Source organism: Mesorhizobium sp. M0938 (assembly GCF_040319125.1).
Taxonomy (GTDB): domain Bacteria; phylum Pseudomonadota; class Alphaproteobacteria; order Rhizobiales; family Rhizobiaceae; genus Mesorhizobium; species Mesorhizobium robiniae.
Map to the genome: position 1 here is coordinate 197,092 of NZ_JAMYNS010000005.1, position 23,615 is coordinate 220,706.

The following is a 23,615-nucleotide window of genomic DNA, read 5'->3' on the forward strand; positions in this document are numbered from 1 at the left end:
CGTTCCTTTTTATTGCATGAGTGTAGGTAGATGGGGAAACCGGACTCGTGTGAGTGACAATCGTGTCGCGAATGGCTTCTGGTAGACGGAAGGTTGATGCATGGCGCGCTGGCAGCTTGCTCATGGACGGCATCTCGATCTTGGCGCGAAATCGTTGCTGATGGGGATTTTGAACGTTACGCCGGACAGTTTTTCCGACGGGGGAGAATTCGATCGGCCGGAGCGGGCACTCCAGCAGGCGCGGCGCATGATCGGCGAGGGCGCGGCGATCATCGACGTCGGTGGCGAGTCCACCCGGCCCAGCGCCGGCGCTGTTTCCGCGCGGGAGGAACAATCACGCATCCTCCCGGTCATCGAGGCGCTGTCGTCCGAGGGCGGCAGCCTGGTTTCGGTCGACACCTACCGGGCCGAGACGGCGCGTCTGGCGGTCGCGGCCGGCGCACATATCGTCAACGACGTGCATGGGCTGCAGCGCGAACCCGACATCGCGCATGTCGCGGCGGAAACCGGCGCCGGCCTCATCATCATGCACACCGGGCGCGGCCGCGAAAAACTGGCGGATGTGATCGCCGACCAATTCCTGTTCCTGAACAGATCGCTGGAGATCGCGCGCGGCGCCGGCATTCCGGACGACCGCATCGTGCTGGATCCGGGCTTCGCCTTTGCCAAGGATGGTGAGGAAAACCTTGAGCTGATGGCTCGCTTCGGGGAGTTGCGCGCTCTCGGTTTTCCATTACTCGTCGGCACGTCTCGCAAGCGTCTTGCCCGTCACCTGGTCGGCGGAAGTGACGAGGGGCGGGACGTCGGCACAGCGGCGACCAGCGTCATCCTGCGGTTGAAGGGCGCCTCGATCTTTCGCGTGCACAATGTCGCGGTCAATCGCGATGCGCTGGCTTTCGCCGACGCCGTGCGCGAGCGCGAGACCATGGAATAGAAGAGCGCGTCAGGCGGGCTCGGTCACCACACCGATCCGCCGATAGACGAATTGTTCGTCCTGCGAAGGAACTGCCGCGGCACGCTGGGCTTCGTCGATCAGCATTGCCATGCGCGCATGGATCGGCGATTTCGCGCAAGCCGGGTCCGTCGCGGCGGCGTCGCCGGCGATCGCCATCGCCTGGCAGCGGCAGCCGCCCCAGTCGATCTCACGCCGCTCGCAACTGCGGCAGGGTTGCTGCATCCAGTCGGTGCCGCGAAAGGCGTTGAAGGCCGGCGAATCGGTCCAGATATCGGCCAGGCTGCGCGGTCCAAAACGCTCGAAGCTGAGCGACGGGATGGTCTGTGCGGCATGGCATGGCAGCACGGTGCCGTCCGGCGTCACCATGAAGGCGTCGCGCGCCCAGCCGCCCATGCACGGTTTGGGATAGATGGCGAAATAATCCGGCGTGACGAAATCGATGTTCATGATGCCGGTGAGCCGTTCGCGCGCCGCCGCGACGATCTCCGCCTGCCGGTCGACCGCATCACGCTCGGGCATCAGTTGATCGCGATTGGTCAGTGCCCAGCCGGCATACTGCACGTTGGCGATCTCAAGCCGCTCCGCGCCCAGCGAAAGCGCCAGATCGATGAACTCGGGCACTTCCTCGATGTTGTGGCGATGGATCGGCGCGTTGATGGTAAGCGGCAGGCCGGCCGCGCGGGCGCGGCGTGCCGTCTCCAGCTTCTTTTCGTGGCCGCCCTTGTGGTTGCCGATGCGGTCGGTGGTCGCCGGCCGTGCGCCTTGAAAGCTCAGCTGCAGATGGTCGAGCCCGGCTTCGGTAAACGCCTCGATGCGGCCTTCGGCAATGCCGACGCCGGCGGTGATCAGATTGGTGTAGACGCCGCGCGCCGAAAGCCCGGCGATCAATTGCTCGAGGTCGCGGCGCAGCGTTGGTTCACCGCCGGACAGATGCACCTGGAGAATGCCGAGATCGGCGGCCTGCGAGAACAGGTCGAGCCAGGTCTGTGTATCGAGTTCGCGATTGGCCTTCAGCAATTCGAGCGGATTGGAGCAATAAGGGCACTGCAGCGGGCAGCGATGCGTCAATTCCGCCAGCATGCCGATCGGAGGGAGAAGGGGCTCGCTCATAGCTTCACCAGCAGCTTGTCCGACCATTCCTGCAGGAAGGCGACGACGTCGGCGGCCACGGCCTCCTGTTCGGCGTCATATTCCGCGGCAAGGTCGGCAATGATGTGGCCGACCGTGGACCGCCCGTCGCAGCGGCGCAATATGTCGAGGCTGATGTCGTTTGGCCAAAATACCTTTTCCGGCGAAAGCACGGCGAAGGCCTGCCGCACGGGGTCGTACTGTATGCGCACGTGCTTCGGCAGTGAAGGCACCGACTGCTGCGACACCAAAACTCTTTCGCGCAGCGCCATCATGGGGCTGCCTCCGGACGGTAGGCGCCGGGCGGGATGTTCCCCGGCTCGCCATAGGCGTGTTGAAGCGCGTCGAGCATGGTCCATAGTATATCGCATTTGAACACCAGCGCATCGATCGCCTGCTGCTGGCGCTCCGCCGTGTCGGCATGGCCGAGCACGTAGGCAAGGGCGAAGTCGGCATCGCGCGAGGCTTGTTCGGGCCGTCGGCTGAAATAGGCCAGCGTATCCTCGGTGATGTACTCGTATTTGGCCAGCATCGCCGGCACCCGCTCGCCGATGATGAGCGGCGAGAACATCTCGGTCAGCGATGAGGCGACCGCCTCGAACAGCGTCCGGTTGGTGCAAAAGGAGAGGTAAGCGCCGACCGCGAAACGCGTCGCCGGCAGCGCCAGCCTTTCGCTCTTCACCGCATCGGCATCGAGACCGAGCGACGTCGCCAGATGCAGCCAGCGTGCAATACCACCGCTCCAGCCGTCCTCGCCGTCATGGTCTTCGATGCGTTTGCGCCAGGCGGCGCGAAACGCCGGGTCCTCGGCATGTGCGAGGATCATGGCATCCTTGCGCGGAATGACAGCCTGGTAGCAATAGCGGTTCAGCGCCCAGGCCTGCATCTCCGTCTTCGACAGCGCACCGCTGGTCATCCTGTGATGGAAAGGATGGCGGTTGTGATAGCGTTCGGCACCGACCTGACGCAGCACGGCTTCGAGCCCGCTGGAGGACAGGCCGTTCCTGGCCGCGTCGTGGAAATCACTCAAAATCTCATCTCCATCCCGTCGTAGGCGACTTCCCAGCCGGCCGCTTTGACTGCTGCGTGTTCGGCGGAACTCTCGTCCAGGACAGGGTTGGTGTTGTTGATGTGGACGAAGACACGGCGGCCGATCCTCACATCGGCCAAGCCGGCGATCGAGCCCGCGTCTCCCGACATTGCCAGATGTCCCATGCGCGCCCCGGTTTTTTGGCCGACGCCGGCAGCAATCATCTCATCGTCCGTGTAGACCGTGCCGTCGAACAGAAGGCAGGCGGCATCGGCCAGACGCGTACGCAGGGTCGCATCGATGCGCGCGCAGCCCGGAATATAGAAGACGGAGCCGCGCCTGCCGCCGGCGATACGCACGCCGATCGTGTCGCCGGCGTCGGAACTGAAATTGGCCTCCGGCTGGCTTTTTTCCTCGAGATAGAGCGCTATCTTCCCGGGCACGGGAAAGCTCTCGACAGCCACGCCGGTGTCGTGGCCGTCTGCGTCGCAGATCGCCAGCTCATTTGCCGGCGGCAAGATGCGCCGCGGCACGAGCGACGGATCGAGAACATTGAAAATCGAATTCGCGTCCAGCGTCGCCAGAACCTGTGTCGTTGCATAGATAGCGAAAGGCTGCCGCTCGCGCAGGCTGAGCAGGCCGGCGACATGATCGACATCGGCATTGGTCAGCACCACCGCACGGATAGGCGTCGACCGCAGCGGCGCATCGTGCGCGGGCTGCAATTCAGGCGTTTGCGCAATCTGCTGGCGGATATCGGGTGAGGCGTTGAACAGAACCCAGCCGGCCCCATCCACTGACGCGGCGATGCTCGATTGGGTTCGCGAATGCACGCCAGCCACCCCGGTGCGAGCCGCGCGGCTCAGGCGATAGTTGCAATTCCACTGCGGAAAGCCGCCGCCTGCCGCCGAGCCGATGATCTTCAAGCGCATTGCAATGCCCGCTCTGCGGCTCGTTCAACCAGCAGGAAATTTTTGGCCGTGAATCGCTTCGCGCCCGCATCGAACGCGCCAACGCCTTCCATGAAGATCTTGCGCGGCAAGAAAGTGCGTGTCCCCGTTGCCGGGGACACGCACCTCTGCGGCCTACTTCTTGGGAGGAATTTCAGCAGGCAGATACCGCGAAATTTCGAAGCCCGCAGCAACTTGGCACATGGTCGGTTTCGTCCAGCTCTTCTTCATGGCATTTCTCCTCTTCTACCAGCCCGAAGGGGGCCGATCCTTTTCTCAGTCAACCATTGCTGGGCACCATTGCAATGGCTCGTCCATCAGCTCTCAAAATGGACAAATGAAACGGTAGGTTCTGAAAAATCAAAAAACAAGACGATCGAAAATAACAATGCTCATGCTCAATTGCCAATCACGTAAGGCTTCTTCTCCTCCAGCGGAAGGTTTGCGCGTCCCCATCCATCGGCGCCGAGCGGATACCAGATCACCGAACTGTAGCCCCATTCGATGGCCCGTTTCGCGGCATTCCAGGACATCCAGCAATTCGTCATGCAGTAGAACAGGATAGCACGCGATTTGTCGGCACCGGCTTCGGCCGCGAGGCCTTGGCGAAAATAGCTGGCGGTCTCCTCGGAGATAGCGCCGTAACCGACATTGGCCAGCCAGATGCTGCCCGGGATGTCCTTTCTGGTCGCCTCTCTCCAAATCGTTCCTGCCGGCAAATTGGCCGGCTTCGGCGTGTTCGGCATGACGTCGAAGAACACAGCCTTCTTCTCCCGCCACAGCGCCTCCGCCTCTGCCGTCGTCACCACCCTTGCACCTTGCAGCGTCTGCGGCACCGGCGCCCGATAGTCGTCCATGCGGTAGCCGCCGGGCTCGGCGATATCGCCAGCCCACATCGGTTGGGTCAGACCCAGGAGGCCCGCAGCCACCAGCAAAATCGTCTCCTTTCCCTTCATACCGGTATCGTCCCCCATACCGGTATCGTCATTGCGTGATCGGATTGTCGTGTTCGTCGATCAGCGGCACATTGTAGTCCAGTAGAATCCTGGTGATCTCCGCCTGGTTTTCCCGGATCACCCGGTTGAGCGTCCGCTTCCATTCCTGGTCGGATAGACGCACGCCCATGGTGATGCGGTAGGACATGCGCGAGCCGGTCTTTTCCTTCACCAGCGGAACGATCGTGAGATCGGCGCCGAGTTGCTTGGCATAGTAGCCTGCCATCGGTCCCCAAATGACCGCCGCGTCGATCTTGCCGGCGAGCATGTCCTTGATCATGACCTCGCCCATGGAAGGGGTGAGGCGTGTATCCACGGCCAGCGGATATATTTTTGCCGTTCGCAAGAGCTTGTTGGCGGCCATGTTGGCAGTCGGCGGCGTGCTTTCGACGACGCCGATCCTTTTGCCGGTGAGTTTGGGATCTTCGATCGTCTCGACGCCTTCCATGCCGTTGCCCTTCGGGTGCACCAGCACATAGGAGGAGCGATAGTAGGCGTTGGTGTTCTGCACCAGCTCATCGCCCTGGGCATAGCCCATGATGATGTCGCATCGGTTGGCGGCCAGCGTGTTGCGCACGAAGCCGGCAACAAGAGGAAACCATGTGTAGGCGACGGACTTCCGACCGGTTTTCGCGGCAACCAGTTCGGCCAGCCTGTTTTCGAAGCCTTCGCCGCTCTTGTCGGTGAAGGGCATGTTCGAAGGATCGGCGCAGACGCGCAGAATGTCGGGGTCGACCAGTTCTCCCGCCGCACCAAGCCCGGCGCCTTGCGCCTGGGCGTTCGAAGGCAGCAAGGCGAGTGCGCCGAGGATCGGCAAGACAAAACGCAGCTTCAACGCTTCACGGCCAATCATTTCATCCACCCATACAGGATGCTTCGGCATCCTTCGCTGCCTGTGGCTTGTCTGCTTTCTTCGGCGGCCTGCCGCGGGGCGCCGCACCGTCGGCGCGGGCACGGAGATAGACGTAGAGATCGTCCATGTAGCAATAGACGTTCTTGTTGTCGCCAAAGGCAGGCATGACGTTCTCCTTGCCGCCGCCGACATCCTTGCGGCCTTCGGCGACGATCGAGAGGAACGTGGCGTAATCCATGGTTTTCAGGCTGTTGACCAAGGCCGGCGCATAGGTCGAACCTGTACCGTCCGGTCCGTGACAGACATGGCAATCGGAATGATAGCGGCGGTAACCGCTGAACGTGTACCAATCCACGGTCCCGTTTTCGATCTTGAAGGTCGGATTTCCCTCCGCGTCGAAATACTTGCCGTTCTCTTCCGTCACCACCTTGGCTTTTTCCGCGCTGTCCTGGGCTTGTGCGAGACTTAAGGCTGCCAGAGGCAGCAGAGCCAGGGCGAGAGCGGAAATTACAATGCGAACGGACATTCAGTGTCTTCCTTCATTTGCCACGCACACGGAGTTTTCTGTCGTGAAGCAGCATTGATCGATGTTTGGGGCGCGGCGAAATCGAGAGCCCGGTCCTGGCTTCCCGGTGATCCGGGCTCTCGGTTTTCAAGCCTTTGGGTCACTGACCCGAGGCATGCCTAAGGCTCCCGTGTATCAGTCCGGGAGACCGAAGACGGTGAGCTGGCCACCCAGCGTCGTATAGTCGGCAAGTGCTGCGTAGCCACCGACCGCACCCAGACCAGCAGTCCCAACGACCGCGGCCTCGTCGCCTTGCGCACGGCCCTGATCGACGGCGCCATGCCAGGCGGCGGCGTTATCGGGCGAAAGCAGTCCACCTGCCAGACCGATACCGGCCCATCCGCCGACGCCGGACAGAACGGCGATGTACTGCTTGCCGTTGTGCTCGTAGGGCGTGACGTTGCCGATGATGCCGGACGGGGTCTTGAACTTGTAGAGTTCGTTGCCGTCATGATCGACCGCCTTGATGTAGCCTTCGAGCGTGCCGTAGAAGATGACATCGCCGTCGGTTGCCAGCGCGCCCGACCATACCGAGAACTGCTCGGGCTTCGACCAGACGATCTCGCCCTTGGCAGCATCCCAGGCAATGAAGTTGCCCATGTTGCCTTCACCTCCAGGGGGAGGATACATCGACACGGTGGCGCCCACATAGGGCTGGCCGGCGGTGTAGCTCACCTTGTAAGGCTCATAGTCCATGCAGACATGGTTGGTCGGTACGTAGAACAGGCCGGTCTTCGGCGAATAGGCCGCCGGCTGCTGGTCCTTGGTTCCAAGCGCCGCCGGGCAAATGCCCGTCGTGTTGGTGTCTTCGCCGTTCTGCTGGGTCGAATATTTGGCCACGACCTGCGGGCGGCCATATTGGTCGCTGCTGGGGTCCATGTTGACTTCCGTCGCCCAGTTCACTGCCGGATCGTATTTCTTGGCGACGAGAAGCTCGCCATTGGCGCGATCCATGGTGTAGGCAAAGCCGTTGCGGTCGAAATGCACCAGCACGTCGCGCTTGGCGCCGCCGACCTCCATGCCATCAACGAGAATCATTTCGTTGATGCCGTCAAAGTCCCACTCGTCATGCGGGGTCATCTGGTAGAGCCATTTGGCAACACCAGTATCCGCATCGCGAGCCATGATCGTCATCGACCAGCGATTGTCGCCTGGGCGCTGGACCGGGTTCCATGTCGAGGGATTGCCGGTACCATAATAAACCAGGTTCAGCTTGGGATCATAGGAATACCATCCCCATGTCGTGCCGCCGCCTGTCTTCCACTGTTCGCCTTCCCAGGTGTTCGTGCCGGAATCCTTTCCGACAGGTTTGCCGAGATGGGTGGTCTTTTCGGGATCGATCAGGGTGTCTGCGTCCGGACCTTCCGAATAGGCTTTCCAGGCGAGCTTGCCATCTGCCAGATTGTAGGCGGCCAACCAGCCGCGAACGCCGAATTCAGCGCCGGAGACGCCGACGAGCACCTTGTCCTTGATGACTACGGGTGCTGACGTACCGGATTCGCCCTTTCCACCATCGGTCTGCTCGCCGTTCTTGATCGACCAGACGACCTTGCCGGTCTTGGCATCGAGCGCCACGACGGTGGTGTCTGCCTGGTTGAGAATGATCTTGCCGTCACCATAGGCGACGCCACGATTGACCGTGTCGCAGCACATGATTCCAATAACATTCGGGTCTTGCTTGGGCTCGTATTTCCAGAGGATTTTTCCGTCATTGTTGAGATCGAGAGCGTAGACGGTGTTGGGGAACGGCGCGTGGACATACATCACATCGCCGATGATCAGCGGCCCGCCTTCATGGCCGCGCAACACGCCAGTGGAGAAGCTCCACTTGACCTGCAGGTTCTTCACATTGTCCTTGGTGATCTGGTTAAGCTTGGAAAAACGGGTGTTGGCGTAGTCACCCGTCTGCATCACCCAGTCCTTGGGATTTTCGGCCATTTTCATTAGTTCTTCGTTGGCCGAAGTCATGTGGACCGCGCCGAACGACATGAGCGCCGCGGTCGTTAGTAGGTAGGCAGTTTTCGCAAATACACGCATCAAAGTCCTCCCAGGGTTCACAATGACGAATCGTCCGTTGAGCCCACGAGGGCTTGCCCAAGCGATTCATGTGGGGGAAGTATTTCCGGCAGCGTGTCACGACCTAAGCCGAATGAGCAGAGGGCACCGTTACTGCCCATCCCACTTGGCCTACGAAAGACTGTCGCCGCTCCCTAATGACGGTGACGCCCTTGAAGCCGGAAACAGGATGAAGCTATGTCATCCCCAGGCGGATGGCAAGAAAAATCACTTCCGTCTATGTTGCACTGCAATATAGAGAAATAAATATAAAAAAACTCATACATAAAGCTATTGATCGACTGTGACAAAGGGAGGATTTATATAACTTGCCATGTTTTGCGTATTTTTTTGGCCAAATGTATCGATTTTTATTTAGTAATATTCACTAGAGCCTATGGCGTTAAGTATGCGCCCGTCGCTCCGGGTGGCGATAGTAAGAGCGGCATGAAATGAACGCCAACACCAGGATTCGGAGCGGATGAACGCGTCATCTGAGAGGCATTTTGCCGGCCGGCAAGGCATTGCTCCTTTGGTACTATACGCCGGGCATGAGAGCTTGACCGGGGTGGTGGTACGAGGCCAACTGGTGTGGTGGATCTGTCTCGACCGAAGGGGGCCGATCCATCAGGCTCGATAAATCGCGTCCAGGCCAATAGGAGGATTCTGCATGATCAGACATGTCGGCTTTTCGGCCTTGCCGCTGTTGCTTACATCGGCCCTGGCATTCGCAAATCCGGCCGGCGCCGCCGGCGATTATCCGACAGCGACGGTTGTCGAGTATGTACTCGGCTGCATGCAGACGAACGGCCAGACCCGTCGGGCGTTGGAGAGCTGTTCCTGCTCGATCGATGTCATCGCCTCGATCGTTCCCTTCGAGCATTATGAAAGGGCCGAGACCTTCAAGAGCATGTCCCTGACGACGGGGGAACGTTCGGGACTGTTTCGCGAAAGCGCGCCGGCGAAAGCCGCCGGCACTGAACTGAAGCGCGCGCAGGCGGAAGCAGACGTGCGCTGCTTTTGAACGCGTTGCGCACGCGGCTTCGAGACTTCAGAGTCCCGTGGCCTCCAGCGGCCATTGATTGCGAAACACCTTGCCATCGGTATCGATCGCTTCGACCTGGATTTCGCCGTCGCCGTGCGCCTTGAAATCGAACCGGAAATTGGGATCTTCCGAAATCGATATTCCACCTTCCATCGAGAGGATCGACCGGTCTGCCTGCGAGATCGACAGTTTCTGAACAAAATGCGCGGGGATGAAATACTGGGTCAGCGGATTGCGCTGCAGGCCTGAATTGTTCGGGTGCCGGATCATCAGCTGCAATTCCTGTGCCTTCGTCATCGTCTCTTGAGGCGGGAACTGGCGCAGCTTCATCTGCCCCATCGTCGCCTTCGCCTCATCCTGGTTCTTGACCGCCGGAGCCGAGCATCCGCCTGACGCCTTGACGAAGGTCTGAGCCATATGGAGTTCGCCGCCCTGCGTTTCTGCAATGGCGCGCAAATAGGAATAGTCGTTGACGCGCACGCGCGTCGACAGATGCGTCACGCCGGCATCCTTGCCGATCTGGAACGTCGCAGCCACCGGCGCCGGATTGACGTCGATGATCAAGGTGACGGATTTGATGCCGTCGGGCGCCTTGGCGGGGTTGATATAGATGTCGACGGGGACGATGGCGGCATCCTGCGCCCGCTTCGGCGCCTCGATCCTGACGACGCCGCTATCGACCAGAATTGCCCGATCGCCGAACACGTCGCCTTTCAGATCCTGCCAGATCATGTCCGAAGACGCGGTTGTCTGCTGTGCGTTGGCGGTTCCGGAGGAACCGAGGAGTGTACCGACGGACAGGATGATCGCGGCAAAGATAGCTGCGAGCGGCAAGGCTAGCTGCCGGCTCCGATAAGCATGGTCTTGCATTCCAATGCCTCCACCAATGTCAGAGAGGTGGTGCCCAGGCTGGCGTCGAGGATAAGCCTTTGACGATGCCTTGGCAAATCGATCCACCTCGTCGCGTCCAGCGCTTGTCGGTGTGATCTATTCCCATTCGAGTTCGGCAAAAGCGGCCGTCGCATTGCGCTCGTTATAGGCGTCGAACAGACGCCAATTGCCCCGTTCGCTTGCGCCGGCGGTCTTGACTGCCTCGCTGAGTGGCATCCCGTCGGCGATCGCCTTGCGAAGATCTCCCGCCAGAACCTCGAAATAGCGCCGTTCCGCCGTCAGCGCTTCCGGCCAGTCGGCCGGCACCGGGCCATGGCCCGGCACGACGCGCGCGGCGCCGATCGCGGCGAGCGCATCCATCTGGCGCAGCCAGCCGAGCAGCGACCCGTCGAGCGTCGGCAAGGAGCCGATGAAAACGAGATCGCCGGCAAACAGCGTTTGGGTCGCGCTGTCGAAAACGGTCAGGTCGTTGTCGGTGTGCGCCGCCTTCCATGCCCGCAATTCGAGCACGCGCCCGCCGAGATCGAGCTGCAGGCGATCATCGACCAGCATCATCGGCGGTATGATCTCGACCCCTTTCATGAGCGTATCGCCAATCTGTTGGCGAAAGCTTTGCAGGTAGAATGCGCCGCGCGCCTCGAGCGCACGCGGCAGATTGCGATGGCCGACGATGGTCGCGCCGATCTCCCGGAATGCCGCATTGCCGAAGATGTGGTCGGGGTGCATGTGGGTGTTGATCAGGTAGCGAACCGGCTTGGTGCTTATTTTGCCGATCGCTGCGATGAGCGCGTTCGCCTCGATCAAGCTGCCGCCGCTGTCGATGACGGCAACGGCGTCGGTGCCGACGACGACGCCCAGGTTCGAGATCGCACCCTGGTTGGCTACGTTCATCAATTCATCCACGCCCTGGAACGCGAAGACGCCGTCGGCGACCTTCCTGACCTTGAATTCAAGGCCGCCGGCAGCGGCAAGAGCGGCCCGCCCGAGGCAACAGGGCAGCATCGCGGCGCCGACTGCGGTGCAGGCGAAGCCGCTCACAAGCTTGCGTCGTACCCCATCGATCGGCATGGCTTCCCCCGATATGCATTGCGAACTGTTGGGCGATCAGGCCACGCCCGGAAATTTTTGATGGAACGACCGCGAGAGGTCGCTCATCACCTGTGGATTGCGATAGTGCCGCGGCAGCCTTACGTCGAACATGCCGAGCACATGGGCCGGCCGCTGCGCGAGTACGATGATGCGATCCGACAGCATCAAGGCCTCGCGTAGATTGTGCGTCACCATGAGGGCGGTCGTAGGCCGCGCCGACCACACGGTCAAAAGCAGGTGCCGAAGCCGCTCGGCGGTTCGTTCGTCGAGCGAGGCAAAGGGTTCGTCCAGGAAAAGCACCGCCGGCTCGGTGGCGAAGGCCCTGGCGAGTGCTGCCCTGCGCGCAAGGCCGAGCGAAAGCTCCGCCGGGTAGAGCGAGCGCATGCCGGCGAGACCGAGCGTGTCGAACAGCCCGTCGAGGTCCTTCGTTCTCAGGCTTTTCGGCAGCGCCAGCCTGACATTCTGCTCCACCGTCCGCCAAGGCAGCAGGATCGGCTCCTGGAATACGGCGGCGATGCGGCTCAAGCTTCCCTCCGGTAACTGGCCGCCTTCAGGCAATTGGAAGGAGCCGGAAAAGTCTTTGTCCAACCCAAGCAGGATGCGCAGCGTCGTGGTCTTGCCGCAGCCCGACGGTCCCAGCAAGCAGGCGAACTCGCCTTGCCGGACCTCGAAGGAAAGGTCTTGGAGCGCCGTAATCGAGACGCCCTGCGCGGACCTGAAAGTCTTTTCGGCGATGTCGACCCTAAGCGGGACGACGGCGCCAACGGGTTGCATGTCGTTCAACGGGCTGCACCAGAAGGAGTTCGATGACAAGCATCACCGCCACGAAAGCCAGCGTGTAGGCAAGAATGGCGGCGACGTCGAAAAGCTGGAAATAGAGATAGATCTGGAAGCCGACACCATTGGAGCGGCCGAGCAGTTCGACCACCAGCACGATCTTCCAGATGAGGGCGATGCCGGATCGTGAGGCGGCGGCAAGATAGGGCTGCAATTGCGGCAGCAGGACGTGGCGGATGCGGTCGAGGAGACCGAAGCGGTAGACGGCGGCCATTTCGGCATAACTCGGATCAAGCGCCTTGGCACCTTCGCGCATCGTCACCACGACGTTCGGGATCTTGTTCACGGCAACCGCTCCAATCGCGGCCGCTTCGTTGAGGCCGAACCAGATATAGGCGAGCACGATGACCACCAGCGCGGGAATGTTGAGAAACAGGATCACCCAGGGACTGAAGAATCGGTCTGCGCTGCGGTAACTGCCGAGGGCAACGCCGACGACCGAGCCGACGACCATGGCAATGACGTATGCCGCGGCAACCCGGCCGAGTGTGGCGCCGAGATGGTAAAAAAGGTCGCCGCTCGCCGCCTCCGCGAGCAACACCTGCCAGACCTGTCCCGGCCCTGGAAAGGCGCGGCTCGGCCAGGCATTTGCTGCAAAACCCCACAGCAGGCAAAGCCCGAGCAGAGAGACCGCGACCGTCAGCGCAGGTGTCAGCACCGTCGCAAAGCTGGATTGGCCGTCGGCCACCGCGCCAGGCGTGCGATCGCCGGTGTCAGGGGCGCTCATTTCGGGGGTTCCCGCCAGAACGTGCCGGGCGCCATTTCCGGCGCGCGGCCGACCAGCCTTTCGCCGCCGATCTCGGCCAGCACGCGATAGAGCTTGGCCGCATCGGCCGCATCCTCGGCGACGGGGCGTCTGGGAATGCCGTCGCGATAGCGATCACGCAGTTTTGCCAATTCCTTGCCTTGCGCACGGATAATCGGCGCAAGGCGCAGCCACTCATCGTCGGATCTGGCCAGCAAATCCTTGGACTGCGCGGAAGCCTTGATGAAGCCCCTGATAGCGTCCGGATTCTCATTCGCCCATTTGTCGTGGAAGACATAGCCGAGCGCCGACACCGCGCCCGAGGCCCCGAGCGCTTTCGCCGCGTCGTCGGCGCCGATCAGCCGACGAAAGCCGTTGGCCTCGAGCCGGGCGCAAAAATGCCAGAAATTGAGCACCGCATCGAGTTCGCCTTGCATCGCTTTTTCCGAAATCAGCGGCGGCGCGCCAAAGACGATGTCGCTGGTTGCCGGCAGGTCGAGGCCGTGATCGCGTCTGGCCAGCGCCTGGATCAGCAGCCAGCTTTTATCGAGAGGCCCGCCAGCGACACCGATCTTCTTTCCCTTGAGGTCGGCGATCGTGCGGATCGGCGCCCCCTCTTTCACCATGACCGCCCCGACAGCGGTCGAATAGGGGACCAATGCGAGGTCGACGCCTTCTGAGCGCTGGCGCGAGACCCACAGCCAGTCGGTCACGATCATGTCGATCGCTCCGGCCAGCATGGCGACGTTGGTTGCATCCTCGCCGGCGAAATCGACGACCTCCAGATCGATGCCGTTGGCTGCGTCGAATTTGTGGTGCTTCATAGTGCCAAGCGCCCAGCTCACGGTGCCGAATTTCAGCACGCCGATGCGGACTTTGCCCATAGCGAAGGAGGGGGTCATGACGAAGGAGCGTCTTGAGACAAGGGCCGCGGCCGTTCCAATGGCTGCCAGACGGAGCGTTCCTCGACGCGAAATCATCATGATGTCTCCTCCCGGGGCCGTAACAGCCGCGGCGCCGATCAGATCGCCCGGTCCTTGTTCGGGAAAGCGCATTTCCAGCGCTTGACCTTGAGGTTTGGGTGTTCCTGCGACCATTTTGCGATTTCGCTGGGCGCCAAGACCATACATTGGACGAGAGAGCCACGGCTCTCGAAATAGAGATGTTCGTCTCGGCAGTTGCCCGGATTGGCAATCAGGCAAACCGTCAATATGAGGTCGACCATATCCATTCAGCACCTCTTGCGCGCTTAAGACGCCCGCTTCGGCGAGATCCGGCCCGCTCTGCGAGCCTGGACAAAATCGCCGATTGCCGGAGTCCCGAGGTGCCCATGGAAAACCGGAATGGTTCGAGGCTACGCGTTCGCCTGATGGCCGTCAACAAAGGCGAACGGACAAGACGGCGTTCTACCGGAGCCAATCTGCGCCGAAACAAAAAACCCGCCTCGGAGGGCGGGTCGGTGGCGCAAATCAGCACCATGAATAAATTCCTAGCATAACTGCCGTCACAAAGCAATGAAAATATGAGGGCGATCGCTTCGGTTGCCTGCCGCTTGCCCAGTCTTCCAGCGTTGGTGGTTGGCGAAAGCCGAAGCGGCATCCAATCTCTCCGCAAGGTGGGAGATCGGCAGCTTCGCCGACTGCGCCTAAGGCGCCACCATCGGCAATTGGTCTGAAGCGATTGCGCTCTCCGGACTTCAGTATGGTTGACATCCCTCGTCTGCCGGGTAGCTTCCATCATGCAGGCGCCGCAACTCCACAAGGGAGAAGTTCTCGCTCTGCCATAAAACGACGCATGCCGATGAACAAACAACGGCCTGCGCAAATCGTCTAGGGCACCTTGACGATCAATGAGGAAATGCCATGCGTGCAATCGCATTTTTCGCCGTCGTGTCCGCTGCGACGTTCATCACGAACCAATCCCAGGCACAGGATGCCGCTGCGGGTGAGAAGGTCTTCGCCAAATGCAAGGCCTGCCACGTCGTCGACAAGGACCAGAACAAGATCGGTCCGTCGTTGAGCGGCGTTATCGGCCGGACGGCCGGCACGCATCCGGGGTTCAAATATTCCAAACCCATGACCGAGGCCGGTGCATCCGGCGTTAAATGGGATGAAGCCACGCTGACGAACTATCTTCGCGATCCCAAGGCCATGGTCAAAGGCACGAAGATGGCGTTTGCCGGCCTCAAGAAGGACGAGGATCTCGCCAACGTCATCGCCTATCTGAAGCAATTCTCCAAATAACCCGGTTTTTCCGCAGGAAATAACCCGGTTGTTCCGTTGGGAAATAACCCGGTTTTTCCGTTAGGAAATAGCCCGGTTTTTCCGCAGGATTAGCGCGACTTCGCCGGCCGTTCGAAACTGCGTTCGGCCGGCGCCCACCCTGGTGGTTGGCGCCGCCGATCAAGCGGCGTCTTGCAGCCTCCGCATGGCGGAAGGCAGGTCGAGCAGGCTGTCGCAAACGAGATCGGCGCCAAGCTCTTCGACGGGAATCTGGGTGTAGCCGCCACGCAGCAGGATGACGGGCATGTCGGCGGCTCGCGCGGCGGCCACATCGGCGCTGCTGTCTCCGACCATCAGCGTGTCGCGAGGTTCGACCTGAAGCTGGTCGAGCGCCAGCAGCAAAGCGTCGGGCGCCGGTTTCAACGATGTCACCGCATCTCCGCCGACGATCGCGCCGAGATAGTCCGTCAGCCCGAAATGCAGCAGGATTTCGCGAGCCGCCAGCTGCGGCTTGTTGGTCACCACGCCCATGGCTATTCCGCTCAAGTGGAAATGCGTGAGAACCTCCCTGACGCCGGGCATCAGCCTCGTTAGGCCGGTCAGATGTCTGCGGTAGATCGGCGCCATGACGCGGTTGGTCTCATCGAGCGCGCTGCCGAGGAGCGGCGTACCGGAAGCTGCGAAGGCTCGCTCGATCAGTTTCCTGACGCCGCCGCCGATCATCGCCTTGACCTGATCCAGGCGCAGCGGCGGCAGATCGCGGCCGGCCAGCAACTCGTTGACGGCCGAGGTGATATCAGGCGCCGAATCGACCAGCGTGCCGTCGAGGTCGAAGAGGATCGCCTTGGGCGATCGAAACGGCCTGCCCATGCCGACGTTCATGCGGCGTCCTTCCATTTGATCGAGCAGCCGATCGAAGCGATCTGGTCGAGCGGTCCGTCGCCGGTTCGGGCAATTTGCTTCATCGCCTCGAACAGGTCGCGCCTCAGCCCGGGCGGTCCGGCGTCGCGTCGCGCCGCGTCCAGCCGGCCGCGATATTGCAGCGTCAACTCGCTGTTGAGCCCGAAGAAATCCGGGGTGCAAACGGCTCCATAGGCACGCGCCACCGTCTGGCGCTCGTCGTGGAGGTAGGGGAACGAGAAGCCGTTCGTCCTGGCAAAGAGCTTCATGTTGTCGAAGGAATCATCCGGATAGGCGTCGGCATCGTTGGCGTTGATCGCGACAAAGCCGATGCCTTGCGCCTTGAGGTCGTTGGCATCGCGGACGATGCGTGAAATCACCGCCTTCACATAAGGGCAGTGGTTGCAGATGAAGGCCACCACCAGCCCGTTCGGGCCGGCGTGACTGAAGATCGAATGCGATTTGCCGTCGACGCCGGGCAAAACGGCATCGACGGCTTGCCAGCCGAAATCGCAGACTGGTGGGATTGCCGCCATAGTTGCCCTCCGATGAGACGGTTTACGCGGCTTTCCGGATCGCTCCGTCGGCCGCCTGTCTGATGGCGCCGATATTGGCGCGGTAGGCAGCCTCGGTGCCACCCCTAAAGATGGCCGAGCCGGCGACCAGCACATTGGCGCCGGCCGCGGTGACCAGCGGAGCGGTTTCGGGCGTGACGCCGCCGTCGATCTCGATGTCGATCGGGCGGTTGCCGATCAGTGCCTTGACCCGCCTGACCTTGTCGACGACCGCCGAGATGAAAGCCTGGCCGCCGAAGCCCGGATTGACGGTCATCAGGAGGACCAGATCGAGCCGGTCGAGCACATATTCGATGACGCTTTCCGGTGTCGACGGGTTCAGCGACACGCCGGCCTTCTTGCCGAGATTCCTGATTGCCTGCAGCGAACGGTCTAGGTGCGGCCCGGCCTCGGCATGCACCGTGATGATGTCGCAGCCGGCATCGGCGAAGGCGGCGAGATAGGCGTCGGCCGGCGCGATCATCAAATGGCAGTCGAAGATCTTGTCCGTCCGGTCACGGATCGCCTTGATCACCGGCGGACCGAAGGTGATGTTGGGCACGAAATGGCCGTCCATCACGTCGAGATGGATCCAGTCGGCACCGGCCCGAACGACCGTTTCGACCTCGTCGCCGAGCCTCGAGAAGTCGGCAGAAAGCACCGAGGGCGCGATGATTGTCTTAGTACCCATGGTCGTCGGCTCCCATTCTGTCTTCCGTTTGCAGTCGCTGCACGCCAACCGGCTCTCTTGTCAGCGCGCCTTCGTCTCCGGTTCGCCTTCGAGCTTGCCTTCCGCGAACACGCGGCTGCCGCGAATATCGGATTCTTCAATGGTGATAAGGTCGGTCTTCGTCAACGCCCGGTCGCGCGACGCGAAAAGCCGGTTGGCTTGGCGAAGCCGCGCCCGGTCGAGCCCGTTGCGGACCGAGCGCGCGTTGGAGAAATGCGGCAGCCGCATACGGATCGGAAGATACTCTTCGAGCGCCTTGGCCGCCGCCTCGCTAAGGCGGTAATTCTGTTCCGCCAGCATGATCTCGGCGATCGATTTGAGCTCGCCGACGCCGTAGTCGGGAAAATCGAGGTGGTGGGCGATGCGCGAGCGCATGCCGGGATTGCTGTCGAAGAAGCGGTCCATCTTGTCCTTGTAGCCGGCAAGAATCACAACCAGATCGTCACGGTTGTTCTCCATGCATTGCAGCAGGATTTCGATCGATTCCTGACCGTAGTCGCGTTCGTTCTCGGGCTTGTAGAGATAGTAGGCCTCGTCGATGAAAAGCACCCCGCCCATGGCGCGCTTGATCACTTCGCGAGTCTTCGGCGCGGTGTGGCCGACATACTGGCCGACGAGATCGTCTCGCGTCACCGCGACCATGTGGCCTTCGCGGACATAGCCGAGACGATGCAGGATTTCGGCCATCCTCAGCGCCACGGTGGTCTTTCCGGTGCCGGGATTTCCCGTAAAGTTCATGTGCAGCGTCGGCGCGCCCGAGGTCAGCCCGAACTTGCGGCGAAGCCGGTCGACCAGGAGCAGCGCCGCGATCTCGCGGATGCGGGTCTTGACCGGCTTCAGGCCAACGAGTTCGCGGTCGAGCTTGTCCATCACCTCGTCGATGTTGGAAGCCTCGAACTCGGCCTGCAGATCGACCGATTCGTCCTGCGCGGCAGCGCCCTTTGCTATCGCGTCCAGCATGGTTCGCCTAGCTCCGCTCGCCTTCGGGCCTGTCGGTCGCATAAGGCACGATCGAATAGCCCTGGCTGCGGCCGTCGCGCTCCTGGCGCAGCAGCCGGAAGCCGGGTTCGTTGGGCGGCCGGTTGACGATAAACGACATACGCGGCGCTTCCCAGCCCTTGGTCGAATCGAAGGCGGTGACCCGGACATACATGTTGGGCATGGCTTTGCGGCAATTGTTGACTTCAAGCAGGATGCCCGCCGGGTCCTTCAGGTCGAACATCGGGTTGCCGTACATTTCCCAATAGGTGTTTCGCGGATGCGGATCGTCGGTGTACTCGACGCTGACCGCCCAGTGGTTTTTCAGCGCGTATTTGATCTGCGCCGAAATCTGCTCATCGGTCAGGTCGGGCAGGAACGAAAACTGTCCCTGCGTGACCTTGTTTCCCGGATTGGTCATCATGGCGACGGTTCCTTTCGTCTAGAAGCTGGGCGTTGCGGTTGGCACGAAGTCGGCCGTGTCGGTCGATTCGTAGTTGAAGGTGACGTCCTTCCAGGTCTCCAGGGCCGCCTTCAGCGGCGTGCACCATCTGGCCGCCTGTTCGAGGATTTTGGTCCCTTCGCGCAGATAGTCGCGGCCCTCGTTGCGGGCGAGGATCATCGCCTCCAACGCGACGCGATTGGCCGTCGCGCCGGCCTGGATGCCGTCCGGATGGCCGATCGTGCCGCCGCCGAACTGCAGGATGACGTCCTCGCCGAGATAATGGATTAGCTGGTGCATCTGGCCGGCATGGATGCCGCCGGAGGCGACGGGCATCACCTTGTTGAGCGAGGCCCACTCCTGATCGAAGAACAGCCCGGTTTCGAGGTTCTGCGGCGTGCGCTCCTCGCGCAGCGTGTCATAAAACCCCTTGATCATCAGCGGGTCGCCTTCCAGCTTGCCGACCACCGTGCCGGCATGGATGTGATCGACGCCGGCCATCCGCATCCATTTGCAGATGACGCGAAAATTCATGCCGTGGTTCTTCTGGCGCGAATAGGTCGAGTTGCCGGCGCGGTGCAGGTGCAGGATCATGTCGTTGCGGCGTGCCCACTTGGCCATCGACTGGATCGCCGTGTAGCCAATGACGAGGTCGATCATGACGATGCAGGAGCCAAGCTGTTTTGCGAATTCGGCGCGCTCGTACATCTCCTCCATCGTGCCGGCGGTGACGTTGAGATAATGGCCCTTGACCTCACCGGTGGCGGCAGACGCCTTGTTCACAGCCTCCATGCAATAGAGGAAACGGTCGCGCCAGTGCATGAAGGGCTGCGAGTTGATGTTCTCGTCGTCCTTGACGAAGTCGAGGCCACCCTTCAGCGCCTCGTAGACGACGCGGCCGTAGTTGCGGCCTGACAAGCCAAGCTTCGGCTTCGTCGTCGCGCCGAGCAGCGGCCGGCCGAACTTGTCGAGCCGCTCGCGTTCCACCACGATGCCGGTCGCCGGGCCCTGGAAGGTCTTGAGGTAAGCCACCGGGATGCGCATGTCCTCGAGCCGCAAAGCCTTGACCGCCTTGAAGCCGAACACGTTGCCGATGATCGACGCAGTCAGGTTGGCGATCGAGCCCGGCTCGAACAGGTCGAGGTCATAGGCGATATAGGCGAAGTACTGCTGCTCGGTCTTGGTGCCGGGACCGGTGTTCGGCACCGGCTCGGATCTGAACGCCTTGGCGCGGTAGAGCTCGCAGGCGGTCAGCCTGTCGGTCCACACCACGGTCCATGTCGCGGTCGAGGATTCACCGGCGATGGCGGCGGCCGCCTCCTCGTGGTCGACGCCGGGCTGAGGCGTGATCCGAAACATGGCGATCAGGTCGGTTTCCTTGGGCCGATAGTCCGGCTCCCAATATCCCATCTTTTTGTAGGGGATGACGCCCGACTTGTAGCGTTCCTTGCCTTCCTTGAGCGTGCCCGCTGACGGCATGTCGATCTTGTTCATGACAGGTCTCCTGTTTGCCGCTCAGGCGGCTTTCGCGGTTGCGATTTGCGGGTCGAGCTTTCCCGCGGCGTAACGTTTGGCCATCTCGTCCATGGCGATGACCCTGATCTTCGAAGCGTTGCCCGCGGTGCCGAAGCGCTCAAAACGATCGCGGCAGAGGTCGCGCAAGGCGTCCATCGCGGGTTTCAGGAATTTGCGCGGATCGAATTCGCGCGGGTCCTCCGTCGCGACGCGGCGGAACTGCCCGGCCATGGCCATGCGGCAATCGGTATCGATGTTGACCTTGCGCACGCCGTAGCGGATGCCGCGTTCGATCTCCTCGACCGGAACGCCAAAGGTCTGGGGCATTTCGCCGCCATACTTGTTGATGATGTCCTGCAGTTCCTGCGGCACCGAGGACGACCCATGCATGACCAGATGGGTGTTGGGCAGCTTTTCGTGGATCGCCTCGATCACCTGCATGGCGAGAATGCCGCCGTCGGGCTTGCGGCTGAACTTGTAGGCGCCGTGCGAGGTGCCGCAGGCGATCGCCAGCGCGTCGACCTGGGTGGCGGTGACGAAATCGACGGCCTGATCGGGATCGGTCAAAAGCTGGTCGTGGGAAAGCGCACCTTCGGCGCCGTGGCCGTCCTCGGCCTCGCCCTGACCGGTTTCAAGCGAGCCGAGCACGCCGAGCTCGCCTTCGACGGAAGCGCCGACCCAATGCGCCATGCGGGCGACACGTTCGGTGATGGCGACGTTGTAATCGTAGCTCGCCGGCGTCTTGGCGTCCGCCATCAATGACCCGTCCATCATCACCGAGGTGAAGCCGTGGCGGATCGCCGAAAGACAGGTGGCTTCGTTGTTGCCGTGATCCTGATGGATGCATAGCGGAATGGCCGGATGCATTTCGGTCAACGCCTCCATCATTTTGGCCAGCATGATGTCGTTGGCATAGGAGCGGGCGCCGCGCGAAGCCTGGATGATGACCGGCGCGTCACAGGCCTTGGCCGCCTCCATGATGGCAAGGCCCTGTTCCATGTTGTTGATGTTGAATGCCGGTACTCCGTAGCCGTGCTCGGCGGCATGGTCGAGAAGCTGGCGAAGGGTGATGCGGGCCATTGTCGGGTCCTCTTAGCTGCGGAAATTGGGCTAGATGATGAGCTTCAGCGCCGTTGCGGCGACGGCTTCGGGCGTGATGTCGAAATGCCGGTAGAGATCCGGGGCAGGGGCGCTGGCGCCGAAACCCGCCATGCCAATGAACGCGCCGGTGTCGCCGATCCAGCGGTCCCAGCCGAGCCGTGCTGCGGCTTCGATGGCAATGCGCGGCGCCGAGCCGAGGACGGCCTTGCGGGTATCCGCATCCTGTTCCTCGAAGAGCTCCCAGCATGGCATCGAGACGACCGCGGCGGCGACGCCGTGCTCGGTCTCCAGCCGTTCGGCGGCGGCAACGGCGATCTCGACTTCCGAACCGGTGGCGATCAGCGTCACGGCGCGGTGCTCGGTTGGCTCGCGCAGGACGTAGGCGCCCTGGCTGGTCCGGTTCTCCTCGCTGTGTGCCTCCTCTCTGTGTGCTTGGCGCAGCATCGGCAGGTTCTGGCGCGAGAGCACCAGCACGCTCGGGCGGTTCTTGCTCTTCAGCGCCAGTTCCCAGCACTCGGCCGTCTCGATGATGTCGGCCGGACGGAAGACATTGAGGTTCGGCGTGGCCCGCAGCATTGCCAGGTGCTCGACCGGCTGGTGGGTCGGGCCGTCCTCGCCGAGGCCGATGGAGTCATGCGTCATCACATAGATCACTCGCTGGCCCATCAGCGCCGAGAGCCGCATCGCGCCGCGCGCATAGTCGGCGAAGCACAGGAACGTGCCGCCATAAGGCACGAAGCCGCCATGCAGCGCGATGCCGTTCATGGCCGCGGCCATGCCGTGCTCGCGGATACCGTAGTGGATGTAGCGGCCGGCATACTCATCAGGCGCTATGCGATCCATGCCCTTGGTGATCGTCAGGTTCGAATGCGTCAGATCGGCCGAGCCGCCGACTGTCAGGTCGGTTGCGGCGTTGATTGCGCCGAGCGCCATTTCGGAGGCCTTTCGCGTTGCGACCTTGGTCGCCTTCTCGGCATGCTCCTTGCGGAAGGCACCGAGCGCTTCGAAGACCGCGTCGGGCAGGTTGCAGGCGATCGCGCTCTCGAAGGCCTCACGCCGCGGCGAGGCGGCAAGCCGCTGCTCCCAGGCGCGCCGTGCCGCTTGGCCGCGGCCGGCAATTTCGCGCCAGGTGAAAAGGATGTCGTCCGGCACCTCGAACGGCGCATAGGCCCAGCCGATGTTTTCGCGCGTCGCGGCGATCTCCGCATCGCCTAGTGGCGCGCCATGCGTCTTTTCCGAGCCGCCCAGATTGGGCGCGCCCTTGCCGATCACCGTGCGGCAGGCGATCAGGGACGGCCGATCCGACTGCTGTGCTGCTTCGATTGCCGCAGCGACGGCCTCCATGTCGTGACCGTCCACCGACTGGACATGCCATCCGGCGGCCTTGAACCGGGCCGGCTGGTCCATCGATGTCGACAGCGAGGTCGGTCCGTCGATCGAGATCGCATTGTCGTCCCAGAAGACGATCAGCCGGGAGAGCTTCAGGTGACCGGCAAGGTCCATCGCCTCGTGGCTGATGCCTTCCTGCAGACAGCCGTCGCCGGCGATGACGTAGGTGAAATGGTCGACGAGATCGGCGCCGTGGCGGGCAGCAAGCATACGCTCCGCCAGCGCCATGCCGACGGCGGTCGAAATGCCCTGTCCGAGCGGGCCGGTCGTCGTCTCGATGCCGAGCGCATGGCCATATTCGGGATGTCCGGCGGTGCGGCTGCCCAGCTGGCGAAACCGCTGCAATTCCTCGATCGGCATGTCGTCGAAGCCGAGCAGGTAATGCAGCGCATATTGCAGCATCGAGCCGTGCCCGGCCGAAAGCACGAAGCGGTCGCGATCGGGCCAGCTGGGCGCCGACGGATCGATGTTGATGAAGCGGCTGAACAGCACCGTCGCGACATCGGCCATGCCCATCGGCATGCCCGGATGGCCGGAATTGGCCTTTTGGACGCTGTCCATCGCCAATGCGCGAATGGCATTGGCCATGTCGCGCTCCGAGACGGCGGCGACAGGCTTCAAAGCTGCGGCTTGGCTGTTCATGGCG

Annotated in this window: 25 protein-coding genes; 3 read left to right on the forward strand and 22 right to left on the reverse strand. The window is 62.1% G+C overall.

Translation table 11 applies throughout. The features are described 5' to 3' along the window. Window positions 1–100: 100 nt before the first annotated feature. Window positions 101–934 (forward strand): dihydropteroate synthase, encoded by an 834-nt coding sequence (gene folP, locus NKH73_RS10860; protein ID WP_352931099.1) that lies wholly within the window; start codon window positions 101–103, stop codon window positions 932–934. A gap of 9 nt (window positions 935–943) precedes the next feature. Here folP and pqqE read toward each other — a convergent pair whose 3' ends face one another. The 8 genes from pqqE to NKH73_RS10900 all read right to left on the reverse strand — a co-directional run bounded on the left by pqqE (window position 944) and on the right by NKH73_RS10900 (window position 8,513). Beyond that, a complete protein-coding gene (gene pqqE, locus NKH73_RS10865; RefSeq protein ID WP_352931101.1) occupies window positions 944–2,065 on the reverse strand; it encodes a pyrroloquinoline quinone biosynthesis protein PqqE in 1,122 nt (373 codons plus the stop codon). Next, window positions 2,062–2,358: a pyrroloquinoline quinone biosynthesis peptide chaperone PqqD gene (gene pqqD / locus NKH73_RS10870; protein WP_352931103.1), complete on the reverse strand. Its 297-nt coding sequence runs from the start codon at window positions 2,356–2,358 to the stop codon at window positions 2,062–2,064. Before pqqD ends, pqqE begins: the two co-directional genes overlap by 4 nt. Continuing rightward, on the reverse strand, window positions 2,355–3,113 hold the full coding sequence (gene pqqC, locus NKH73_RS10875; RefSeq protein WP_352931105.1) for a pyrroloquinoline-quinone synthase PqqC: 759 nt from the start codon (window positions 3,111–3,113) through the stop codon (window positions 2,355–2,357). Before pqqC ends, pqqD begins: the two co-directional genes overlap by 4 nt. Further along, complete coding sequence (pqqB, locus tag NKH73_RS10880; RefSeq protein WP_352931107.1) at window positions 3,110–4,045, reverse strand: pyrroloquinoline quinone biosynthesis protein PqqB; 936 nt, start codon at window positions 4,043–4,045, stop codon at window positions 3,110–3,112. Before pqqB ends, pqqC begins: the two co-directional genes overlap by 4 nt. Before the next feature lie 416 nt (window positions 4,046–4,461). Next, a complete protein-coding gene (locus NKH73_RS10885; protein WP_352931536.1) occupies window positions 4,462–5,019 on the reverse strand; it encodes a PQQ-dependent catabolism-associated CXXCW motif protein in 558 nt (185 codons plus the stop codon). A gap of 28 nt (window positions 5,020–5,047) precedes the next feature. After that, complete coding sequence (locus NKH73_RS10890) at window positions 5,048–5,941, reverse strand: quinoprotein dehydrogenase-associated putative ABC transporter substrate-binding protein (RefSeq protein WP_352931109.1); 894 nt, start codon at window positions 5,939–5,941, stop codon at window positions 5,048–5,050. Continuing rightward, window positions 5,913–6,437, reverse strand: coding sequence for a c-type cytochrome, methanol metabolism-related (locus NKH73_RS10895; RefSeq protein ID WP_352931111.1), 525 nt, complete (start codon window positions 6,435–6,437; stop codon window positions 5,913–5,915). Before NKH73_RS10895 ends, NKH73_RS10890 begins: the two co-directional genes overlap by 29 nt. Window positions 6,438–6,611: 174 nt before the next feature. Further along, the gene (locus tag NKH73_RS10900) at window positions 6,612–8,513 is read right to left on the reverse strand and encodes a methanol/ethanol family PQQ-dependent dehydrogenase (RefSeq protein ID WP_352931113.1); all 1,902 of its coding nucleotides are present in this window, start codon (window positions 8,511–8,513) and stop codon (window positions 6,612–6,614) included. Between the two features lie 688 nt (window positions 8,514–9,201). Between NKH73_RS10900 and NKH73_RS10905 the strand changes: the two genes are divergently transcribed. Next, complete coding sequence (locus NKH73_RS10905; RefSeq protein WP_352931115.1) at window positions 9,202–9,555, forward strand: hypothetical protein; 354 nt, start codon at window positions 9,202–9,204, stop codon at window positions 9,553–9,555. Window positions 9,556–9,582: 27 nt separating this feature from the next. Here the strand turns inward: NKH73_RS10905 and NKH73_RS10910 are convergent, their stop codons facing one another. The 6 genes from NKH73_RS10910 to NKH73_RS10935 form a co-directional block, all read right to left on the reverse strand. Next, entirely contained in the window at window positions 9,583–10,446 is an 864-nt protein-coding gene (locus NKH73_RS10910) for a quinoprotein dehydrogenase-associated SoxYZ-like carrier (protein WP_352931117.1), read from the reverse strand. A gap of 117 nt (window positions 10,447–10,563) precedes the next feature. Next, complete coding sequence (locus tag NKH73_RS10915) at window positions 10,564–11,535, reverse strand: quinoprotein relay system zinc metallohydrolase 2 (protein ID WP_352931119.1); 972 nt, start codon at window positions 11,533–11,535, stop codon at window positions 10,564–10,566. Between the two features lie 36 nt (window positions 11,536–11,571). Beyond that, window positions 11,572–12,330, reverse strand: coding sequence for an ABC transporter ATP-binding protein (locus NKH73_RS10920; RefSeq protein WP_352931538.1), 759 nt, complete (start codon window positions 12,328–12,330; stop codon window positions 11,572–11,574). Next, window positions 12,299–13,120 carry an ABC transporter permease gene (locus tag NKH73_RS10925; protein WP_352931121.1) on the reverse strand — a complete coding sequence of 274 codons (822 nt, stop codon included), beginning with the start codon at window positions 13,118–13,120 and terminating at the stop codon, window positions 12,299–12,301. Before NKH73_RS10925 ends, NKH73_RS10920 begins: the two co-directional genes overlap by 32 nt. Continuing rightward, on the reverse strand, window positions 13,117–14,121 hold the full coding sequence (locus tag NKH73_RS10930; protein ID WP_352931122.1) for an ABC transporter substrate-binding protein: 1,005 nt from the start codon (window positions 14,119–14,121) through the stop codon (window positions 13,117–13,119). The genes NKH73_RS10925 and NKH73_RS10930 overlap by 4 nt, the downstream gene beginning before the upstream one ends. Before the next feature lie 38 nt (window positions 14,122–14,159). After that, window positions 14,160–14,369, reverse strand: coding sequence for a hypothetical protein (locus NKH73_RS10935; RefSeq protein ID WP_352931124.1), 210 nt, complete (start codon window positions 14,367–14,369; stop codon window positions 14,160–14,162). Window positions 14,370–15,000: 631 nt separating this feature from the next. Here NKH73_RS10935 and NKH73_RS10940 point away from each other — a divergent pair. Continuing rightward, complete coding sequence (locus NKH73_RS10940) at window positions 15,001–15,381, forward strand: c-type cytochrome (RefSeq protein ID WP_352931126.1); 381 nt, start codon at window positions 15,001–15,003, stop codon at window positions 15,379–15,381. A 159-nt stretch (window positions 15,382–15,540) separates the two neighbouring features. On the opposite strand, the gene gph is transcribed toward NKH73_RS10940, so the two are convergent. From gph to tkt, 8 genes are read right to left on the reverse strand one after another with little or no spacing between them, the layout of a single operon-like run. Then, a complete protein-coding gene (gene gph / locus NKH73_RS10945; RefSeq protein WP_352931128.1) occupies window positions 15,541–16,242 on the reverse strand; it encodes a phosphoglycolate phosphatase in 702 nt (233 codons plus the stop codon). Continuing rightward, window positions 16,239–16,796 carry a thioredoxin family protein gene (locus NKH73_RS10950; protein WP_352931131.1) on the reverse strand — a complete coding sequence of 186 codons (558 nt, stop codon included), beginning with the start codon at window positions 16,794–16,796 and terminating at the stop codon, window positions 16,239–16,241. Before NKH73_RS10950 ends, gph begins: the two co-directional genes overlap by 4 nt. A gap of 22 nt (window positions 16,797–16,818) precedes the next feature. After that, window positions 16,819–17,505 carry a ribulose-phosphate 3-epimerase gene (gene rpe / locus NKH73_RS10955; protein ID WP_352931133.1) on the reverse strand — a complete coding sequence of 229 codons (687 nt, stop codon included), beginning with the start codon at window positions 17,503–17,505 and terminating at the stop codon, window positions 16,819–16,821. Window positions 17,506–17,565: 60 nt separating this feature from the next. After that, complete coding sequence (gene cbbX / locus NKH73_RS10960; RefSeq protein WP_352931135.1) at window positions 17,566–18,504, reverse strand: CbbX protein; 939 nt, start codon at window positions 18,502–18,504, stop codon at window positions 17,566–17,568. 7 nt (window positions 18,505–18,511) lie between these two features. Then, window positions 18,512–18,946: a ribulose bisphosphate carboxylase small subunit gene (locus NKH73_RS10965; protein WP_127206186.1), complete on the reverse strand. Its 435-nt coding sequence runs from the start codon at window positions 18,944–18,946 to the stop codon at window positions 18,512–18,514. Window positions 18,947–18,964: 18 nt separating this feature from the next. Further along, the gene (locus NKH73_RS10970; protein ID WP_473597607.1) at window positions 18,965–20,458 is read right to left on the reverse strand and encodes a ribulose-bisphosphate carboxylase large subunit; all 1,494 of its coding nucleotides are present in this window, start codon (window positions 20,456–20,458) and stop codon (window positions 18,965–18,967) included. A gap of 21 nt (window positions 20,459–20,479) precedes the next feature. Next, window positions 20,480–21,559, reverse strand: coding sequence for a class II fructose-bisphosphate aldolase (gene fba / locus NKH73_RS10975; protein WP_095489014.1), 1,080 nt, complete (start codon window positions 21,557–21,559; stop codon window positions 20,480–20,482). 30 nt (window positions 21,560–21,589) lie between these two features. Then, complete coding sequence (gene tkt / locus NKH73_RS10980; RefSeq protein ID WP_352931138.1) at window positions 21,590–23,611, reverse strand: transketolase; 2,022 nt, start codon at window positions 23,609–23,611, stop codon at window positions 21,590–21,592. Between the last annotated feature and the right edge of the window lie 4 nt (window positions 23,612–23,615).

Excerpts from the sequence above, each read along its gene's own strand:
- NKH73_RS10900 (WP_352931113.1), bottom strand. The coding sequence starts at position 8,513 with ATGCGTGTATTTGCGAAAACTGCCTACCTACTAACGACCGCGGCGCTC.
- cbbX (WP_352931135.1), bottom strand. The coding sequence starts at position 18,504 with ATGCTGGACGCGATAGCAAAGGGCGCTGCCGCGCAGGACGAATCGGTC.
- fba (WP_095489014.1), bottom strand. The coding sequence starts at position 21,559 with ATGGCCCGCATCACCCTTCGCCAGCTTCTCGACCATGCCGCCGAGCAC.
- rpe (WP_352931133.1), bottom strand. The coding sequence starts at position 17,505 with ATGGGTACTAAGACAATCATCGCGCCCTCGGTGCTTTCTGCCGACTTC.
- NKH73_RS10890 (WP_352931109.1), bottom strand. The coding sequence starts at position 5,941 with ATGCCGAAGCATCCTGTATGGGTGGATGAAATGATTGGCCGTGAAGCG.
- NKH73_RS10905 (WP_352931115.1), top strand. The coding sequence starts at position 9,202 with ATGATCAGACATGTCGGCTTTTCGGCCTTGCCGCTGTTGCTTACATCG.
- NKH73_RS10915 (WP_352931119.1), bottom strand. The coding sequence starts at position 11,535 with ATGCCGATCGATGGGGTACGACGCAAGCTTGTGAGCGGCTTCGCCTGC.
- NKH73_RS10895 (WP_352931111.1), bottom strand. The coding sequence starts at position 6,437 with ATGTCCGTTCGCATTGTAATTTCCGCTCTCGCCCTGGCTCTGCTGCCT.
- NKH73_RS10925 (WP_352931121.1), bottom strand. The coding sequence starts at position 13,120 with ATGAGCGCCCCTGACACCGGCGATCGCACGCCTGGCGCGGTGGCCGAC.
- pqqE (WP_352931101.1), bottom strand. The coding sequence starts at position 2,065 with ATGAGCGAGCCCCTTCTCCCTCCGATCGGCATGCTGGCGGAATTGACG.
- gph (WP_352931128.1), bottom strand. The coding sequence starts at position 16,242 with ATGAACGTCGGCATGGGCAGGCCGTTTCGATCGCCCAAGGCGATCCTC.
- NKH73_RS10885 (WP_352931536.1), bottom strand. The coding sequence starts at position 5,019 with ATGAAGGGAAAGGAGACGATTTTGCTGGTGGCTGCGGGCCTCCTGGGT.
- NKH73_RS10950 (WP_352931131.1), bottom strand. The coding sequence starts at position 16,796 with ATGGCGGCAATCCCACCAGTCTGCGATTTCGGCTGGCAAGCCGTCGAT.
- NKH73_RS10940 (WP_352931126.1), top strand. The coding sequence starts at position 15,001 with ATGCGTGCAATCGCATTTTTCGCCGTCGTGTCCGCTGCGACGTTCATC.
- NKH73_RS10910 (WP_352931117.1), bottom strand. The coding sequence starts at position 10,446 with ATGCAAGACCATGCTTATCGGAGCCGGCAGCTAGCCTTGCCGCTCGCA.
- NKH73_RS10920 (WP_352931538.1), bottom strand. The coding sequence starts at position 12,330 with ATGCAACCCGTTGGCGCCGTCGTCCCGCTTAGGGTCGACATCGCCGAA.
- pqqD (WP_352931103.1), bottom strand. The coding sequence starts at position 2,358 with ATGATGGCGCTGCGCGAAAGAGTTTTGGTGTCGCAGCAGTCGGTGCCT.
- NKH73_RS10930 (WP_352931122.1), bottom strand. The coding sequence starts at position 14,121 with ATGATGATTTCGCGTCGAGGAACGCTCCGTCTGGCAGCCATTGGAACG.
- pqqB (WP_352931107.1), bottom strand. The coding sequence starts at position 4,045 with ATGCGCTTGAAGATCATCGGCTCGGCGGCAGGCGGCGGCTTTCCGCAG.
- tkt (WP_352931138.1), bottom strand. The coding sequence starts at position 23,611 with ATGAACAGCCAAGCCGCAGCTTTGAAGCCTGTCGCCGCCGTCTCGGAG.
- folP (WP_352931099.1), top strand. The coding sequence starts at position 101 with ATGGCGCGCTGGCAGCTTGCTCATGGACGGCATCTCGATCTTGGCGCG.
- NKH73_RS10935 (WP_352931124.1), bottom strand. The coding sequence starts at position 14,369 with ATGGATATGGTCGACCTCATATTGACGGTTTGCCTGATTGCCAATCCG.
- NKH73_RS10970 (WP_473597607.1), bottom strand. The coding sequence starts at position 20,458 with ATGAACAAGATCGACATGCCGTCAGCGGGCACGCTCAAGGAAGGCAAG.
- NKH73_RS10965 (WP_127206186.1), bottom strand. The coding sequence starts at position 18,946 with ATGATGACCAATCCGGGAAACAAGGTCACGCAGGGACAGTTTTCGTTC.